Here is a 17,425-nt window from a genome sequence, read left to right as displayed (position 1 = left end):
TTGGCCTAAAGGTTACGGCGTTAAATAATCCAGTGTATTCACCATGTCGAATTTAGGGCTGCGACGAATAAACTCCCTGAGCATAGCCGTATGGGCAGAGCCCATTAAAATCAGTACCCGATCATTTTCCGTCATCGGAATGCGGTTCAAATTGGTATAAATTTTCATATTGCGCAGATAAAACTGCGCCGCCTGCTCTGCGCCTTCAAAGCCATCACCAATGCCGACGTAAAACAGCTTATCGGCATTGGTATTAAGCGAGTGATCCAGCATTAACGGATGATTGGTTAACTGTAATTGCTGCAATAACGAGAGCTGCTCAAAGCGCTGATTAAGCTCAGCTAATCGGGGGTAATGCAAAAATGGCTGATGGGTTAATTGCAGGTAGGTTTGCCGGTCTACCGCGTTTTCCAGCTCAGGGCTGTTTTCGATAAAATCACCCAGGCTGTAGTTGTAACCCAGATGGTGGTCAATGCCGTACACTTTTGCCACGCCACTTAATCTGGCAACATCAAAACCCAGCATACTCAACTCACCATAGTGGGTGTCTAACCGCGTGGGGTTAGCTAAAAACGCCTGATAGGCCTGATTAATACGGGCCATATCTTGTGGTAAAAACTCCAGGCAAACTATGGTGGGTTTAAATTGGGCAAGTAATATTGCAATGTCTTTAACAGCCTGCTGATTAGCCTGGCTATGTTCATCAAAATCAACGCTGTTGGCGTCACTGGTCGCGCCAAAGTGAAAGCTGCCAACATTCAATACCTGAATTTTATTGGCATTAACCGGCTCTGTCTTAATCCGCAACACGCTATCGGTTGCACTGCTGCAGCCAACCAGGCACAGCGCCAGTATAAACATGATATTTTTCATTGATATAGGCCAAACGCTTAAATTCGCACCAGCATAGCCAACATTAGCCGGAGCAGCAATAGCACAACGTAAACCCGTAATTTCAACGAAGCTGCGTGCCCGATATTTAGTCACAACTTCGCGTGCTACAACGAACTACATCAGGCTGAATGCATCAGCCTGTCATGAAAATCTTTACACAGCTTATAAAATCGACACAGCGGGTAAATCAGAATTAGCAGTAAAGTAATTAAATCGCCGGTATCGCGATTGTCGTAATAGTAATCTGACGGGCGTTGCAACGTTGGGTTCTCACCAGCTATCTTGATGATTTCTGGGTTAAATTGATCTTCAGACAGGTCGCTAAATTGCTGAGCAGCATTTAGCGAATAAATGAAATAGGCATCCGACTTGGTTTTACCATAAACGGTATTGTCAGTTACGCCCATTGACACTATGTCACTAACTAATACCTCACCACCATTTCTCTCTGGCCACAAGTTCCAGATATCAGGTTGATCTATAGCCCCCAGAGTCAGTTGTCCCGCAACAGGCAGTGACCAGTAATCTGTTAACGGCGGATCGACGTTCCTAATCAGCCCACAGACGAAAATATTTGCAATGATTGCTAACAAAAAGTATGGCCCCAGCTTAATTGGAAACCAAAAAAACTGCCCGACAGGAACCATGCTTCTGCTGACAAAAAGGCTCAACACTTTAGCTAGCAACAGCAGTACAAAGCCTGCAACAGTAGCCAGAAAAACGTAGCCTATTCCTACGAAAATTAATTGAAATAATGAACCCAAGTTTGATTCCTAACCAGATAGTATCCCGGCATTAGTTTGATAATGTCAGCCACTGCACTATTAGGTCCGCAGTTAGTCATGGCACATAAGCCACAAAATCCGTCACGCCAACATCATGCCCAAGCTGGTGTAATAGCGTGCTGAGCTGGCCGCGGTGATGGGTTTGGTGATTAAACATATGCGCAACCGCTACCCAGGTCGGGTGTTCGCGTTGCTGGCCTTGCGAATTGCTGTAGCGCATAATGCCTACCAGCTGCGTATCGGTTAACTCGTCGGCAAAGCGGCTAATGACCTCATCGGTTGCGCATCTTTGCGCACTAAGCACAGTAAAATCAGCATACAGTTCATCGCGTAGTGAACTAAAGTGCTGCACCAGTTCCGCCTGTTGCAACGATGCCATGGCAGGAAAGGCATGGGCAAAACGGCCCAGCCAGATGCGGTCGGCCAGCAGTATATGATTGAGCGTAGCGTGCACAGAGCCAAAAAACGCGCCGAGATCTTTCTTGCGCTCGTCTTCAGTTAAAGTGGCCACCAGCTGATATAACCGGGCGTTAAACTCACGGTTATATTTGGCAAAGCCCTGCATTTGCTGTTGATGTGCTGTCATGTACTCTCCTTTGCCAGATACGGATTTAATGCTGGTTCAACTGCAGCAAATCCCACTTATTACCGTATAAATCCTGAAATACCGCCACAGTACCGTAGCTTTCCTCCCGGGGCTGCTCGTTAAATTTAACGCCTTTGGCCTGCATGGCGTGATAGTCGCGCCAAAAATCGTTGGTGTGCAAAAACAAAAATACCCGGCCGCCACTTTGGTTACCCACCGCAGCCTGCTGCTGCGCATTGCTGGCTTTGGCTAACAGTAAATGGCTGCCGCTGCTGTTGGGCGGTGCAATTTCAACCCAGCGCTTACCGCCGCCTAAATCGGTATCGGCAATCAGGTTAAATTGCAGTTTAGTGGTATAAAACGCGATGGCGTCGTCGTAATCGGCTACCAATAGCGCGATATTGCCGATTTTTTGCTGTACCGGTTGTTGCTCGGGTTGTTGTAGCGACTCAGACATCTGTTTGCTTCCGATTTTTGTTTGCTGCCGATTCTACAACAATTTTAACCACTGAAGAAAAATCATCAGCCTATTAGCCGGCACCAGAGTTAACACCTTCGATGCCGGAGAAGCGTACGCCGGATAAATAGGCCATTTCCCGGTTCCAGGTCGCCAAGTCTTGCTGGTTAAACTTACTTAACGCGTCATGACCACAGGCGCGTGCCATTACCTGCATTAATTCTACTGACGCGCGAAAAAAATTATTCAGCCGCTTGGCAGAGACATCAATATCAAGCCGCTGGCGTAGTTCCGGCCTTTGTGTGGCAATACCAGCCGGGCAATTATTGCTGTTACACATTCTGGCGCCAACACAACCAATGGCTTGCATAGCGCTGTTTGACAGCGCTATACCATCGGCCCCCAGTGCCATGGCTTTAACAAAATCTATTGGCACACGCAGCCCACCGGTGATTATCAGCGTTACCCGGCCGCTGGCTTTTTGCGCATCCAGATATCGGCGGGCACGGGCCAACGCTGGTATGGTCGGCACGCTGATATGATCGCGGAACATTTCAGGTGCAGCCCCGGTGCCGCCGCCGCGGCCATCCAGAATGATGTAGTCGGCACCAGCATCCAGTGCGAACTGAATATCACGTTCGACATGATTAGCGCTGAGTTTAAAGCCGACCGGTATACCACCGGTAATTTCACGCACACGAGCGGCAAAACGGGCAAAATCACTGACGCTGGACATATGTTGAAATGTTGGCGGTGATATGGCCGCCGTGCCCTCTGCAATACCCCTGACTTGCGAAATTTTGCCTTTGTTTTTAATACCGGGTAAGTGGCCGCCGGTGCCGGTTTTGGCGCCCTGGCCACCTTTAAAATGAAAACTTTGCACCCGGGTTAACAATTCTTCCCGATAGCCAAATTGCGCGCTGGCAAGCTCATAAAAATAACGCGAATTCTCGGCCTGCTCTTCTGGCAACATGCCGCCCTCGCCTGAGCAAATACCCGTCCCGGCCAGCTCGGCGCCGCGCGCCAGTGCAATTTTGGCCTCTTCTGATAACGAGCCAAAGCTCATATCGGAGACAAATAACGGTATCTTAAGCAGCAGCGGTTTTTTCGCTTCGGGGCCAATCACCAGCTCAGTCGCCACCGGGATATCTTCCATCAGCGGCTTGGTGGCCATTTGCGCCACCATAATTTGCAAATCGTCCCACTGCGGTAACTTATGCCTGGGCACGCCCATCGAGGTCATCGGCCCGTGATGACCAAATTTAGACAAACCTTCGCGCGCCAGTTGATGAATAAATTCCACCGTTGGCTCTTCAGCTGTGGCTTTAGCTAGCGGCGCGCCGGATGCCGATGTTGTTGACGTTGTTGCTGATAACCCCGGGCCTTCCGTGCCCACCTGTTCAGCGCCAAACTGTTTGTGCGTGCCGTCACAATACGGCGCATTCGCTGTATGTTTGCAACGACACAAAAATGCATCGCCGGTCTCATCAGCTACAAAAGCTTTGGGTTTGATACCGGTTCCGGCATGCGAGCCATCACAAAACGGCTGGCTTTTAGAGCGGCCGCACGCGCAAAAGTAGTATTCTGAACCTTTTGTTAAGCTGACTTTTATCGGTTTGTTATCTGCGATAATGGGTTTTGTCATGGTCAGGCTCCGGCTAGTGCTGTAGTAAGCAACTATAGCGGTAAAGCTGTCAAAGCCGCCAATTAATGCCGGATGAAGTTTAACCTAATACTGCCCCTACCGGCGAACCGGCACCGCCAGACAGCCCGGTTATCAGACTGTGGCACAGACACTGCAACGCGGATCTTTATTTAAATCAAACTGGCGCCACTGGCTGCTTAAGCCATCAAACAGCTGCAATTTGCCATATAGCGGTGTGCCGACACCGGCCAGTATTTTTACCGCTTCCAGCGCCTGCATGCTACCGATAATGCCGACCACCGGGCTTAAAATACCCGCTTCCATACACGTCAGCTGTTGCTCGCCAAATAGCTGGCTTAAACAGTGATAACAAGCCCCGTCGCCCTGCATACTAAAGCTGGCCAGCTGGCCCTCAAAGCGGATAGCAGCACCTGACACCAGCGGCACCCTGGCGTTAACGCAGGCAGCGTTTATAGCGTTGCGGGTATTGAGGTTGTCGGTGCAATCAAGCACCAGTGAATAGTGCGCCACCAAATGCGCTAGATCGTCCGCAGTTAAGCGCTGCTGCAGGGTATTTATTGCAATCTCAGAGTTAAGCTGGCGTAAGCTTGCTGCCGCCTGCCCGGCCTTACTCTGGCCAATATCGGCTTCACGGTACAGTATTTGCCGCTGTAAATTACTGCGGTCAATAGTGTCGTCATCAACCAGTGTTATGCTGCCGACGCCACTGGCCACCAGATAAGGAGCCGCCGCGCAGCCCAGGCCGCCCATGCCAATCAGCAGCACCTTGCTTGTCAGCAGTGCTTCCTGGCCGCGAAAATCCAGCGCTGGCAGCATCAACTGCCGGCTATAGCGCATGGCCTGCATCTGGCTGAGTTGTTTTGTCATCAGTGTCCTACCCAATTATTCTGGCTTTAATCGCTGCGCCAGTTTATGTAAGTTGGTTAATTTCAGCAAATTAACTCAGTGCGGCCCCATAAACTTGTAGTAATCCACAGCGAAGATAAACGCAGTAACTTAGCAAGATCGGGTACGCGCTTTACCCTTGAATTCGTATATGGTGTTATCGCACTTAAAGCAGCAATGGAGACAATCATGCAGCAGATACGGGTTATTCAAATTGAACGCTATGCCACTCGGGTTGAGAAAGTGCTGGCCTACATTGAGTCGTTGGGAGCGCAAGCGCAGCCGACACTACACGAGTTAGCTGGAATAGCGGCTATCTCACCCTTTCATTTTCATCGGGTCTGGCGCGTGATGACCGGAGAAACGGTGTTCGAGAGCCTGCGCCGTGTGCAAATGGGCCGCGCGCTGGTCGCGATGCAAAATAAGCACGCAGTGGTAGCTGAAGTTGCAGAGGCTGCAGGTTATGCCAGTGGCCAATCATTTGCGCGCTCATTAAAAGCCTTCACCGGCGCCAGTGCCAGCGAGCTAAGGGCAGACCCAGCTAAGATGGCTGCATTCGTTGCACGCATCACACATGGCCTGCGAACGCCGGACGAAGAGGTGCCAACCATTGCAGTAAGCATAGTTGAGCTGCAGCCTCTGAAAATCCTGGCGACACGCAATACCGGTGCCTATGACAGCCTGTTTAATGGTTACGGCCGCTTGTTCGAGACGATAGCGCAATGGATCGGGCCAGGCGCGGTGCGCGGTATTCATGGATTATGGCCAGATGATCCACGCACTACCGCTCCCGAGCACTTTCGCTTCGACTGCGCTTTCTCTGTTACACAAACCACAGACGCACCGCCGCCAGGGATACGCTGGGCCGAGCTACCCGCTGGCCCCTGCCTCACCGTGCGCCATGTCGGCGATTACAACGCCCTGCTGGACGTGATTGACGGCCTCTATGCCATGGCATTGGAAGCCGGCATGGAACTGCGCAACGCCCCGCTCTTTACCCATTATATTGACGATCCGGAAAGCACACCGGTTACAGAGTGGCGCACGGACATCTATCTACCCATCGAGATTAACCAAATATGAAACGATTAATATGGCTAGCCGGTTTGGCTCTTGTAACGATGAATACATCCTGCAGTGTGCAAGCAGCGGAACCAGAAATACTGAACAACTTGAAAGGCACATGGACGGCAGATTGCCAGGCGTTTGCGCCGGGCGCACGCTGCTTGCTGCAATGGACTGATGGGCGACACAAAAACCTGCTGCGGGTGGTGTATGAGGTCAGCAAGGCAGATGGAAGCCAGTTGTTCGCCGGCGAGGGCCTATACCGGCGCACTGATGATGGTTTTGCAGGATACTGGAGTGATACCAATGGCTCGCTACATCCGTTACAGGCGACTTACGCCGACGGAGTATTAACAACCTATTGGGGCCGCGCAGAAACCGAACAAGGCAAGACGCGCTATGCATTAAATGCCGACGGCGGCCTGTCTGTTACAGACTGGGTGAAAAAAAATGGCACCTGGCAGCAGTTTATGCACGCTGACTATCAGCGTTACTGAAAAACACTGCCCTTAATACAGATGCCAAACTGTGACCAATTTAAGCAAACAGTACAAAGTGCCTTAAGCAAAGGCTTGCCAAACAGCAACTAAAAGTAAACAAATACTACCCTATTTATACAAGTTATTTTATATTGCTGGCGATAATTGAAGGATGAACCAGATGACAATATCAAGGACAGAACTACGCGAACGCTTTGCTCAATTGGCACAAAATGCTGAATACCAACTCAGTGTGTCGCCGCAAAGTTACAAACAAAAAGTTTTGTGGCTGGGTGTATTAGGTTACGCCGTTATTGGTGTGTTGTTTATGCTGATACTGGGTGCTATTGGCGGCTCGGTCTGGCTGGCGACGCTTGGCACCGTGATGCTGATTATGCTGATCAAAAGCAAACTTATTTTGCTGTTACTGGCTGTTATCTGGTTTCTGTTTAAAGCGGTATGGGTAAAGCTTAGCGCGCCACAGGGTTATGAGCTTAGTAAGGCCGACTTTCCTGCACTCTGGCAAGAGGTGGCGTCACTGCAAAAAACCTTAGCGACGCCGGTGATTCATCGGATAGTGTTACAACCCGAAATGAATGCCGCTATCGCCCAAACCCCCAGACTGGGTTTATTTGGCTGGCATAAAAATACTCTGGTGGTCGGGCTGGAGTTATTACTGGCATTGTCGCCAGATGAAGGCAAAGCTGTACTGGCACATGAAATGGGCCATTTAAGTGGCTCACATGCCAAATTTAGTGGCTGGGTGTACCGCATACGCCAGAGCTGGCAACGTATTGATGACGCTTTGCAACAGCAGCAAAGCATGATAACGACGCCTCTGCGACGCTTCTTTTCCTGGTACGCATTAACTTTTAGCGGTTATACCTTTGCACTGGCACGATACAACGAATACGAAGCCGATAAAATAAGTGCCGAGGTTGTTGGCGCACAAGCTACCGCCAGCGCCTTATGTCACAGCCGGTTGCTCAATCAGGCGCTGCAGCAAGAATTCTGGTGCAGGCTTTGGAGCCAAGCCGACAGCGAACAGGCTGCGCCAGCGGATGCTTATCAACAACTGGCGGCCTTTATACAACAGCGCCGGCAACAAGCCAAGTCGGCAGAGCTAACCGAGGCGCTGGCAGAAGCGGCCGACGCAGATGACACCCATCCAAGCTTACGTCAACGCTTACAGGCGCTGGGGCTAGACCAGGCAGTGCTGCTAAGTACAAACGCTACAGCAGCAGAGCGATATTTAGGTAATCAACTGCCGCTTTTACTGCAGCATTACAATGAACAGTGGCAACAGGCTGTGACCGAGAGCTGGCAGCAACAGTATGCAGCACATCAGCAAGCTGCGGCTGATCTGGCTGCTCTTAGCCAGACAGACAGTACAGCTTTTAGCCTGGAGCAAGCTTTGGTTTGGCTTAATTCAACAAGCGAATTTCCTGAAAACAGCAAGGCGCGCAGCACACTGCAGTTACTGCAACAGCGTTTTAATGATAATCCCGATCTGGCTTTTGTACTCGCCTGTCAACTTAAAGCTACCGATCCCAATCAGGCTGAGCGCTTGTTTGTACAGGTCAGCAATAGCTTTGACTGGCGTGAAGCCGCATTGCAACAGTTGCTGCAGATGGCCCAGCAACAACACAACGCTGATGCAAAACAGCACTGGCAAACCACGCTGGATAACCACTATGACCACTGCGAAACGCTGGCCAGCCGATGGCATAACCTGAGCGCACAGGATTTGGTGCAGCCTCCTCAACTCAGTGCAAAAGAACTCGGGTTACTACAACTGAGCTTAAGCAAAGTACCGGCATTAAAAAGCGCCGTTTTAGCCAAACGTAAATTGCCGCCAGAACTAAGTGAGCCTTCATATATTTTGTATATTACAGCTCGTTGGTATCGCAGTAATGGCGACAGTCTGATGCAAAAAGTGGCCGACAAGCTGGGCGGGCAGTTCCCGGTATTTGTTATTAATAAAGACTTTGTTCACAAAGACTTACGCAACAAAGTTAAGAACGTCGGTCAGCAGGTATATAACGCAGACTAGAGCATTACCTGGCACAACCTGACGCCGCCGCAGCAACACGTTACTGAGCTGCAGCCTGACGCAGTTCGCTGACCAGGTGATAACCAAGGCCCCAGTTATCGGTGCTGACTTCGTCTATTACCACAAAGGTGGTGGCCGGGCTTTTACCCAACACGTCAACCAACAGTTGGGTGGTGCCCTGCACCAGCTTGCGCTTTTGCTCTGTGGTCACCCCTTCGTCGGTTATTTTGATATTAACGTACGGCATAATTGACTCCTAATGAGTATTTATAAAAGGGTTGTCGGCGTACAGCTTAGCGACAATACGCCACTGGTCCTGCTCTTTTAGCAGGCTCAGATAATCAATAAAGTGCCGGCCCAGCAAAGGACAGGCTACCTTTGCCAGCGCCTGCTCGCCGGTCTGTTCAATTGACAGGATTTGATAAGCAAAAGCATGCCCCAGCGCCGCCGGTACCGGCCGGTTTGCGACCAGATCCAACCATTGCTGCTTGCTGCGGCGCACGCCGGGGGCGTACAGCTGTGCAGCATCATCAAATATGCTGCTTAGCAGCGCTGTGTCAGCGCGATGCAAACCGTCAAAGTAATGCCCAAGCAACGTGGTAATGGCCGCCAGCTCGGCCTGGTGCGCCATGGCCGCCATCAGCTTGCCTGCTGCTCTGCCGCGACCGCTGCCTGATAGGCTGGTAACGCCCGCACCTTGTCAATCATCGCCTGAGCACGCGGGCCTATATCGATAGTGACCGGAAAATACTGGCCCCAACCGGCATACACTGCCAGCAGAATATCCGCCACAGAATAGTATTGGCCGCCGAGATAAGGCTGGCTTTGCAGCTGGTTTTCCACTAACTGCCACAGTTTGCTGATGTGATCTGCCGCCGCTTGCAACAGTTGCTGCTTAACAGCTCCGTCTGCCAGTTGGTTGTTAATAAAAAACAGCTTGCTGTACGCCGGGTGCACTGTGGCATTGGCAAACATCAGCTGTTGGATCGCCTGCTGACGCGCCATTGCGTCGCCCGGCATTAAATCGTTGGCGTGCTTGTCCAGCAAATACAACATAATGGCTGCGCCTTCTGTCAGCAAAGTGCCGTCAACCTCTAAAGCTGGTACTGCACCGACGGCATTGATCTGCTGATAATTGGCCACGCTGGCCTTGTTAAACAGTTGAAACGGCTGTCCCAGCTCGCGCAATACAACCTGCACCGCTAACGAACAGGCACCTGGAGAAAAATACAATTTATACATAATGAATTCCTATAGTTAAGTAGCCAAAAGCATCGAAGCAACGCCACTATAGCGCTGCCAATTACATTGATATATAGCTATAATCGAACAACTTTATTTCCGCTAAGGAAACAATATGGACAAATTAAGAGCCATGCAGCTGTTTGTGCGGGTGGCAGAGCTGGGCAGTTTTAGCCAGGTGGCGGAGCAAAATGGCTGCAGCAAATCGATGCTAAGCAAGCAGATCACCGCATTGGAAACTGCACTGGGTAGCCGATTGTTGCAACGATCTACCCGCAGGCTACAACTGACACAAATCGGTAGCGATTACTTGCAGCACTGTCGTGAAATCCTGCGCCAGATTGCAGACAGCGAAGCCCGGATCCAACAACAGCAGCAAATACCGCAGGGCAAACTGAGAATTAATGCCGCTATGGCACTGGGCCTGACCGCGCTGGCACCGGCCTTTGCCGAATTTATGCGGCGCTACCCGCGAATTGAATTGGATATACAGCTAAGCGATGAAGCGCAGGACCTGCTGCAGCACAATTTTGATTTGGGCTTACGTGTCGCCAGCCAGGCGTTTGACTCGGCCTATGTCGGCCAAACCATAACCCAGTTTAGCTACAGCATCTGTGTCTCACCGCAGTATTTGCGCCAGCACGGCCCTATCAATCGCCCTGAGGATTTAGCGCAACATCAATGCTTTGAGTACAGTTATTTTCGGCATAAACATATCTGGCCGGTAGGGCAAGACGGCGTACCGATTAGCGGCCAGCTAAAAGCTAATAATTCGGTGTTTTTGTTGCAGATGATTAAACAAGGCATGGGGGTGGGCTTTATTCCGCGTTTTATCAGCCATCAGGCGCTGCAAGACGGCGAGGTGGTTGAAATACTGCCAAACGAGCACAAACCGAACATGACCTTATATGCCTTGTATCCGGTGCGGCAATTTACCCCACCCCGCTTAACGCTGTTAATTGAATTTTTGCAATCCTGGTTTAGCCGGCATCCGTATCTATAGCCGCTTTGGGCGCGCTAAAGGCTTTGCTGCGCCCAGCAAACTATCGCTTAACGCTAACCAATGGCTTAAGTGGTGACAAATTCAGAGTAGGTATCAGTCACTGTCATGCCAATCTGGTTCCTTATTGTGGTTGGTTAGCTGTTGGGCGTTGTTGCTGCAGCAGCCAATTGTACAAATCGTCGCCGGCGTAGATCTGACGCCAGGCATCGTGTGCAGCCTGTTCCAGCATACTAAAACGCAGCTTGTCATGTCCAAGCTGACGTAAGGTTTCAATACCGGGGTAAAAGTAGTTTTTGTTCACGGCCGAATCACGCCCGGCGGCGAATACCCACAGCGGTGTTTTAGCCTGTGCAATAGGCGGCATTAAATCCGGATGGCCCCAGCCGACAACAGGTGCAACGGCAGCGAATAACTGCGGATGCTTACTGGCCATAAACCAGCTGCCAAAACCACCATAGCTGATGCCGGTTAAATATAACCGGCTGGCGTCGATGTGGTAGCTCGCCTGCACCTTTTGCAGTAGCGCCAGCAGATCCTGCTCGGCAAGCTGCCAACCGTCGGGCAGTAACGGCGCGACTTGGCTCATATCACTGACTGCCGTTGCCGGTACTATAGCGTGATCAGATGTAAACATCTGCGGCCGCGGCGGTACCCCTTCGGCTAAGCGTGTCGGAATATCGGCGCGCGAGCGATTAGCAATATAAGGTACCTGCCCCATGCTAAACATATGCAACTGCGGCACCACGATAATAAATGGCAAATCACGCTTTTGCACCCAGGCTTCATACAGCGGGCCATGAATTAGCGTATAGTCCAGCTCATCCAGGCCATTACCGCGCTCGCCATTACCATGTAAAAACAGCATTAGCGGCCATTTTTTTGCGCTGCTTTGCTGATAGCCAGCCGGTAAATAAACAAAATACTGCCGTGTTAACTGGTCAATACTGCTTTGATAATTAAGCCGTAACAACTGGGCAGCACTGTTTGCCTGTGGCGCTGTCGCAGCAGGGCTTTCACATACGCAAAGTGCCATGACAAATATTGCGGCTATAACTGCGGCGAACGGCTGTTTCATCACGACTCCATGGCTAAAGGTGTTTGGTCTACTGTATCACTGGCTAAACATTTGTGCCGCCCGTTTTGCCATCTCTTCTTCGCTGACATCTTCTATATGGGCCGAGATCATCCAGCAATGGCCGAACGGGTCCGACAAACAGCCAGTGCGGTCGCCGCAAAACTGATCGGACACCGGCATAGTGATGCTGGCACCGCCATCTTTCCCGGTTTTGGTGCAAAACAAAGGTTAACTTATCGTTGCATACGTATTCATCTTGTGTCAATGCACCAACTTGGCCATAACAATGTAGTTCTGAGCTGTTTTATGGCAGAACAACCGGGGTCTGTTTGGTATCACTTGTCGCGTTTGCAGACATATGAGGTAGCAAGGCGGGAACGCTCGTAGCACGGCATAAGGTGCGCTGGTACAACGACAGATCGGAAATAAACCTTTTATTTTCAGGTACCATTATGCTTACAACCGCTAAATTAGCGCTGCACACAGCCTTACGCCACTGCGTTACGGCCTTATTCGCACTGAGCTTTTCGCTGGCTATCTCTGCCAACGAGCTGCCACAAATTCCAGCAGCGCAAGTCAATAACACCCTGTATCAGGCGTTCTACTGGGACGCTTATCCTGGTTTATGGGCAGATTTGCCTGCCATGGCCACACCGCTGGCCGAGCGCGGCATTACCTCTATCTGGTTACCGCCACCGGCCAAAGGCATGAGCGGTAGCAACAGTGTCGGCTACGATGTGTATGATTTTTGGGATCTGGGGGAGTTTGCTCAAAAAGGTACCACCGCCACCCGTTATGGCAACCGGCAACAGTTGCAACAGGCGCTGAGCGCGCTTGAGCAATTGGGGATAGATGCCTATTTTGATGTGGTATTTAACCACCGTATGGGCGCCGATGCGCAGGAACTGATACCTGGCTTTGGTAGCGCCTGGACCCGTTACTACCTACAAGGGCGGCAGGCGCACTACACCGAACAAAACTGGGGTTACCTGTGGCACGACTTTACCTGGGACTGGACCGCGTTTACCGGCTCTGACAATACCCTGTACCCCGGCAAATGGTGGGGCAATACCTACCACTTTCCCTACCTGATGGGAGAAGATGTTGATTACAACCGCTTTGAGGTACAGCAGGAAATGAAAGCTTGGGGTGAGTGGATTATTAACAATGTAGGCTTTAGCGGCTTTCGGATGGACGCCATTGCCCATGTTGATACCGACTTCACCCGTGACTGGATCAACCATGTGCAGGCTGCTACCAGCGAAGATATCTTCTTTGTAGCAGAAGCCTGGGTCAGTGACATTAACGGCTATCTGGACGCGGTAAATACGCCGCACCTGCGTGCTTTTGATTTTAAACTGCGTGATGATTTTGTAGCGTTAAGTGGCGGCAGCAAAGACATGCGCTGGTGGGGCGGCCTGGTTAACAGCCCGCATCGCGAGCGGGCGGTCACCTTTGTCGATAACCACGATACCAGCCGTGCTGGCAACCCTTATGGTATGCCGCAGGTTATCAACTACAAAAATCAGGCTTATGCCTATATTTTACTGCGTGAACACGGCGTACCGACGGTATTTGCCCGCGATTATGACGAGTTTGGCATGGCGCCTACGCTGGATAAGCTGATTGAAGCCCGCCGTTATTTTGCCTACGGCACAGGCCATGAATACAGCGGCAATACCGAGGCCGTGTATGCTTATGTGCGCGGCGGTTTAAGCGACGTGCCCGGCACCGGCCTGGTAATGCTGATATCCGGCCGCAATTGGGGTACCCAGCAGAGCTTTCTGATCAATAGCCAGCAAGCCAATACTGTTTTCTATGATTACACCGGCAATGTTGCCGGCACTGTTACCAGCGACGCCCAGGGTTATGCCAATTTTCCGCTCAATGTCAGCGAAGGCAGTGGCTGGTCGGTGTGGGTGCCACAGGCCGGCAGCGGCCAGCAACCAGGTACTGTTACGCTTAAGATGACAAAAGATGTCGGCTATGGTTATTCGTTGTATTTTACCGGCAGCGACAACGCCCTTGGCAACTGGGGCTGTGGCATTGAAGGCAGCTGGACAGCAGGTAATGTCTGGCAGCTAACCATTGCTAATCCGGGCAACTTTAACTGGAAAACCCGCAAAGGCCCAAGTGGCAGTTGCGGCCAAAACTGGGAAAGCGGCAATAACCACGACCAGAGCAACCTGCATCCGGAGTTTAACGGCGGTTTTTAACCGCCTGACTGCAAAACGGCTCAGCGCAGCTTTCAGTTGCCGGCCGTTTCGTTGCGGTTTTCCGCTTGAGTGGCCGGCGTAACGTGTTCCGGGCGACGCCAGAGCCAAACCGCAAGCAGCAGCAAAGTGCAGGGTAACAGCAATTTTAATATTAGCGGCGCAGCAGACAGTTGCAGCAGCAGTGCGCTTAGCAACATCATGACGCTGGCCAGATATTTGGCGCGCCGCGGTACTACCCCGTAGCGGCGCCAGGCCAGAATGGGCGGGCCAAGCTGAGGGTGTGCCAACAGGCGTTGCTCCAGTGCCGGCCAGCCTTTTCCTGCTGCCCAGGCACTGAGTAACATAAAAGGCACTGTCGGCAGTACCGGCAGCGGAATGCCAATCAGGCCCAATAACAAACTGACCACCGCCAGCGTACGCCAAAACAAGATGCGGCCGTAGTGCAGCATAAAAACGTTGTGCTCCGGTAATTATTGCTCTGAGTTAACCGGCACAATTTAGCACAACACCGGACAAAGCTATAGCTACATACTGGCTTTTAACTTGCCAACTGCACCTGTCAGGCTCACCACATTCTGCGGCACCGGCGGTTGTTGTTCCGTGTCATTGCTGTGCTTTTTTAACTCACTAATGCGCTGTTTAACACTGGCCAGCGAATCGGTATCTGTTACCCCCTGCCCTGCGGGTTCTTGCCGGGCCAGCGCATTCAGCTTCTGCCGTACCTGCGCCACTTTATCTGTCGCCGCTGTACTGACACCCAGTTTATCCAGTGTCAGCCCCTCTTCTTCCATCCTTCGCAGCAGGGTTTCTGATGGCAAGCGTAAATAACTACTGACGACCAAAAGCAAATCTCGAATTTCTACCTGTTGCGCCAGACTTAACGCTGCCAGTGCCGCATGTAGCTTGTCTGGGCATAAAAAGGTAGCGCGTAAATGGCTGCGGATCACAGTTTCAGATAATGCGGCCCAATCAGCCGTGGTCGCCGGCGCTGTTACAAAATCACTTAAAGCAATGCCCTCTTGTTGCATATGCTCTAACAGGGTTTTAGATGGAATTTTCAGCCGCAGCAGCACCAGCTCAATATAGCTTTTTACTTTAAGTGCCTCTACGGTGCTGTAACTGCCAAATACCGCTTTTAAATTAATGGCATCAGATAAAAACCGGTACATAAGCCTGTCCTTTTAGTTAGTTTGCAACAGCTGTGGGGCTCAGATAACCCACACCTCAACCCGGCGGTTGCGCTCACGTCCGGCGTCGGTGTCGTTATTGGCAACCGGCAACAGCTCGCCGTATGACTCAACCGCCATCACGGCAATACCACGCGATACCAATTCACGCTCAACCGCTTTAGCACGGCGCAGCGCCAGCTCAGTATTTTTTGCCACGGCGCCAATTGAGTCTGAAAAACCCATCAATACCAGACGGCGGCCACTGTTTTGTTCCATAAAACGGATTAAACGCTGTAAATCGCGCTTACCTTTGTTGTCTAAATCATTTTCGCCGTAATTAAACCGGAAGTTTAACGACAAACGCTGGCCTGTGCCGGCATAGCGATTGTAGGTCGCCGGTGCGCCTTCAATCGGATAAACTTGTTCAACCCGGATGTTTTGCGAGATTAAACCGCTTTGCTCAACCAGCGCCTGGCCCGGCTCTGAAATTGCAAACTGGGCAAAATCTTTTGCCAGTTGAGAGGCCGAGGTTGGCGTATACAAATACAGCCGGCGCGACAGCGCATAATCTTCGGTGCTTACGGTAAAGCGGGTTGGGTAAATTGGTGTGGTGTCGGCGCCTTCGGAAATCGCCAGCGCTTTATTGTACGAAATATAATTTAAACCAATAAAGCCTATTGCTGCTTCGTCCTGCGATACTGCTACCGACAGCTCAGTACTGGATTCAAAGCGTTGCGCTTTTTCGCTGAGCTTTTTGGCAAATTTTTTCAGCACCAGGCTGTTAAAGGTATCATAGGTCCCGGAGTTATGGTCTCGCGCCAGCAGTACTATGGGCCGGTCGGCACCGCCCAGTTGCGACCAGTTGCTGATCTCGCCGGAAAACATTTTCGCCAACGTTTCAGTTGATATAGCCTTTAACGGGTTGTTTTGATTAACAATAACCGCTAATCCGTCCAGCGCGATAATATGTTCATTACCTATTTTGCTTAAATCGCCAAGCGAAGCGCGGGCTTTATCAGTTTCATCACCGGTAACACGACGGGATGACATGCCAACATCGGCCTTACCACTTAACAAATCTTTAAAAGCGGTACCTGAACCATGTGCATGCAACTGAACCCGGTTTGGCCCGGTGTTGTCGCTAAAATCCAGTAGCCGCTCGACGTCTGAGTTTTGCGTGTGCCAGCTAAATTGCGAGGCGCCCTGGCTGGCTAAAAAAGCCTCCAGCAATGCCGGCGCCAGTTTCTCGCCCACAGTATTGGAGCCATGTACACGCAGCAGCGGCAACCGTACCTCTGGCGCAGCGCTGGCAGGCACTGCGGCCATTGCAGCCGACGCTGATGCCGTCACGCCGGCAGCAGCTGCAAGAGGCGCAGCCTGCACCGCTGCAGGTTCAGTGTTACTGCCTGCCAGATACCAGGCACCGGCTGCAGTACTCAGTAGCAATAGTGCTGCCAGGCCATACCAGCGCATGCTGACCGGCACTGTTGCCGCTGCCGGTTTAGCTGCGCTGCCTGGCGTGGCAGCCGGCGCTGCGCTAACAGTGTCAGCTTCAGCGGCAAGCTGGCGTATTTGAGTAATTAAAGCTTGCAGGCTGGCATCATCCAGTTGCGCCAGCTCAGCCAGTACCGTATCGCGGTATGGCACATCGCTTTGCAGCTGTTGCACCGACAATTGGATCTGAAAATTGCTCTGGCACAGTTGCACCAGTTGCGTCAGCGCAGACGCTAGTTTTGTCGCATGAATAGAAGTTGAACTCACTGCTGCACCTGATTAACTACTGATAAAACAACATAGTTAAAATAACCGCCAGATATTGCAGCAACATGACAATGACGTTTTACTACCGC

At 51.4% G+C, this 17,425-nt stretch carries 19 protein-coding genes; 5 read left to right on the top strand and 14 right to left on the bottom strand.

Annotated elements, in window-relative coordinates; genetic code table 11:
* Positions 1-12 precede the first annotated feature (12 nt).
* The 6 genes from MN202_RS15465 to MN202_RS15440 all read right to left on the bottom strand — a co-directional run bounded on the left by MN202_RS15465 (position 13) and on the right by MN202_RS15440 (position 5,255).
* Complete coding sequence (locus MN202_RS15465; RefSeq protein ID WP_335737041.1) at positions 13-873, bottom strand: DUF5694 domain-containing protein; 861 nt, start codon at positions 871-873, stop codon at positions 13-15.
* 140 nt (positions 874-1,013) lie between these two features.
* On the bottom strand, positions 1,014-1,658 hold the full coding sequence (locus MN202_RS15460; RefSeq protein ID WP_335737040.1) for a hypothetical protein: 645 nt from the start codon (positions 1,656-1,658) through the stop codon (positions 1,014-1,016).
* Positions 1,659-1,734: 76 nt separating this feature from the next.
* Positions 1,735-2,265: a DinB family protein gene (locus MN202_RS15455; RefSeq protein ID WP_335737039.1), complete on the bottom strand. Its 531-nt coding sequence runs from the start codon at positions 2,263-2,265 to the stop codon at positions 1,735-1,737.
* Positions 2,266-2,290: 25 nt separating this feature from the next.
* Positions 2,291-2,722 (bottom strand): VOC family protein, encoded by a 432-nt coding sequence (locus tag MN202_RS15450; protein ID WP_335737038.1) that lies wholly within the window; start codon positions 2,720-2,722, stop codon positions 2,291-2,293.
* A gap of 73 nt (positions 2,723-2,795) precedes the next feature.
* Positions 2,796-4,367, bottom strand: coding sequence for a glutamate synthase-related protein (locus MN202_RS15445; RefSeq protein WP_335737037.1), 1,572 nt, complete (start codon positions 4,365-4,367; stop codon positions 2,796-2,798).
* A gap of 132 nt (positions 4,368-4,499) precedes the next feature.
* Complete coding sequence (locus MN202_RS15440; protein WP_335737036.1) at positions 4,500-5,255, bottom strand: HesA/MoeB/ThiF family protein; 756 nt, start codon at positions 5,253-5,255, stop codon at positions 4,500-4,502.
* A gap of 207 nt (positions 5,256-5,462) precedes the next feature.
* Here MN202_RS15440 and MN202_RS15435 point away from each other — a divergent pair, with 207 nt between their 5' ends.
* The 3 genes from MN202_RS15435 to MN202_RS15425 all read left to right on the top strand — a co-directional run bounded on the left by MN202_RS15435 (position 5,463) and on the right by MN202_RS15425 (position 8,870).
* Positions 5,463-6,356 (top strand): AraC family transcriptional regulator, encoded by an 894-nt coding sequence (locus tag MN202_RS15435; protein WP_335737035.1) that lies wholly within the window; start codon positions 5,463-5,465, stop codon positions 6,354-6,356.
* 143 nt (positions 6,357-6,499) lie between these two features.
* Entirely contained in the window at positions 6,500-6,835 is a 336-nt protein-coding gene (locus MN202_RS15430; protein ID WP_335737034.1) for a hypothetical protein, read from the top strand.
* Between the two features lie 163 nt (positions 6,836-6,998).
* Positions 6,999-8,870 (top strand): M48 family metallopeptidase, encoded by a 1,872-nt coding sequence (locus MN202_RS15425; RefSeq protein WP_335737033.1) that lies wholly within the window; start codon positions 6,999-7,001, stop codon positions 8,868-8,870.
* Positions 8,871-8,910: 40 nt separating this feature from the next.
* Here the strand turns inward: MN202_RS15425 and MN202_RS15420 are convergent, their stop codons facing one another.
* From MN202_RS15420 to MN202_RS15410, 3 genes are read right to left on the bottom strand one after another with little or no spacing between them, the layout of a single operon-like run.
* Positions 8,911-9,117, bottom strand: coding sequence for a 2-hydroxymuconate tautomerase family protein (locus MN202_RS15420; RefSeq protein WP_335737032.1), 207 nt, complete (start codon positions 9,115-9,117; stop codon positions 8,911-8,913).
* 9 nt (positions 9,118-9,126) lie between these two features.
* Positions 9,127-9,510, bottom strand: coding sequence for a nuclear transport factor 2 family protein (locus MN202_RS15415; RefSeq protein WP_335737031.1), 384 nt, complete (start codon positions 9,508-9,510; stop codon positions 9,127-9,129).
* Positions 9,510-10,112, bottom strand: coding sequence for a glutathione S-transferase family protein (locus tag MN202_RS15410; protein WP_335737030.1), 603 nt, complete (start codon positions 10,110-10,112; stop codon positions 9,510-9,512). The genes MN202_RS15415 and MN202_RS15410 overlap by 1 nt, the downstream gene beginning before the upstream one ends.
* Positions 10,113-10,227: 115 nt before the next feature.
* On the opposite strand from MN202_RS15410, the gene MN202_RS15405 reads away from it, so the two are divergent.
* Positions 10,228-11,115, top strand: a complete 888-nt coding sequence (locus MN202_RS15405; RefSeq protein WP_335737029.1) for a LysR family transcriptional regulator — start codon at positions 10,228-10,230, stop codon at positions 11,113-11,115.
* A gap of 121 nt (positions 11,116-11,236) precedes the next feature.
* On the opposite strand, the gene MN202_RS15400 is transcribed toward MN202_RS15405, so the two are convergent.
* Together MN202_RS15400 and MN202_RS15395 are read right to left on the bottom strand one after the other, a co-directional pair.
* Positions 11,237-12,190, bottom strand: a complete 954-nt coding sequence (locus tag MN202_RS15400) for a carboxylesterase family protein (protein WP_335737028.1) — start codon at positions 12,188-12,190, stop codon at positions 11,237-11,239.
* 36 nt (positions 12,191-12,226) lie between these two features.
* A complete protein-coding gene (locus MN202_RS15395; protein ID WP_335737027.1) occupies positions 12,227-12,415 on the bottom strand; it encodes a VOC family protein in 189 nt (62 codons plus the stop codon).
* A 227-nt stretch (positions 12,416-12,642) separates the two neighbouring features.
* Between MN202_RS15395 and MN202_RS15390 the strand changes: the two genes are divergently transcribed.
* Positions 12,643-14,406 (top strand): alpha-amylase domain-containing protein, encoded by a 1,764-nt coding sequence (locus tag MN202_RS15390; protein WP_335737026.1) that lies wholly within the window; start codon positions 12,643-12,645, stop codon positions 14,404-14,406.
* Between the two features lie 32 nt (positions 14,407-14,438).
* On the opposite strand, the gene MN202_RS15385 is transcribed toward MN202_RS15390, so the two are convergent.
* From MN202_RS15385 to MN202_RS15375, 3 genes are all read right to left on the bottom strand, one after another.
* Positions 14,439-14,855, bottom strand: coding sequence for a YbaN family protein (locus MN202_RS15385; RefSeq protein ID WP_335737025.1), 417 nt, complete (start codon positions 14,853-14,855; stop codon positions 14,439-14,441).
* A gap of 75 nt (positions 14,856-14,930) precedes the next feature.
* Positions 14,931-15,575 (bottom strand): hypothetical protein, encoded by a 645-nt coding sequence (locus MN202_RS15380; RefSeq protein ID WP_335737024.1) that lies wholly within the window; start codon positions 15,573-15,575, stop codon positions 14,931-14,933.
* A gap of 39 nt (positions 15,576-15,614) precedes the next feature.
* Positions 15,615-17,336: a phosphate ABC transporter substrate-binding/OmpA family protein gene (locus MN202_RS15375; protein WP_335737023.1), complete on the bottom strand. Its 1,722-nt coding sequence runs from the start codon at positions 17,334-17,336 to the stop codon at positions 15,615-15,617.
* Positions 17,337-17,425: the final 89 nt, after the last annotated feature.

The sequence above is a fragment of the Rheinheimera muenzenbergensis genome, assembly GCF_036984005.1.
Classification (GTDB): Bacteria; Pseudomonadota; Gammaproteobacteria; order Enterobacterales; family Alteromonadaceae; genus Alishewanella; species Alishewanella muenzenbergensis.
This window is presented reverse-complemented; position numbering and strand designations above follow the sequence as displayed.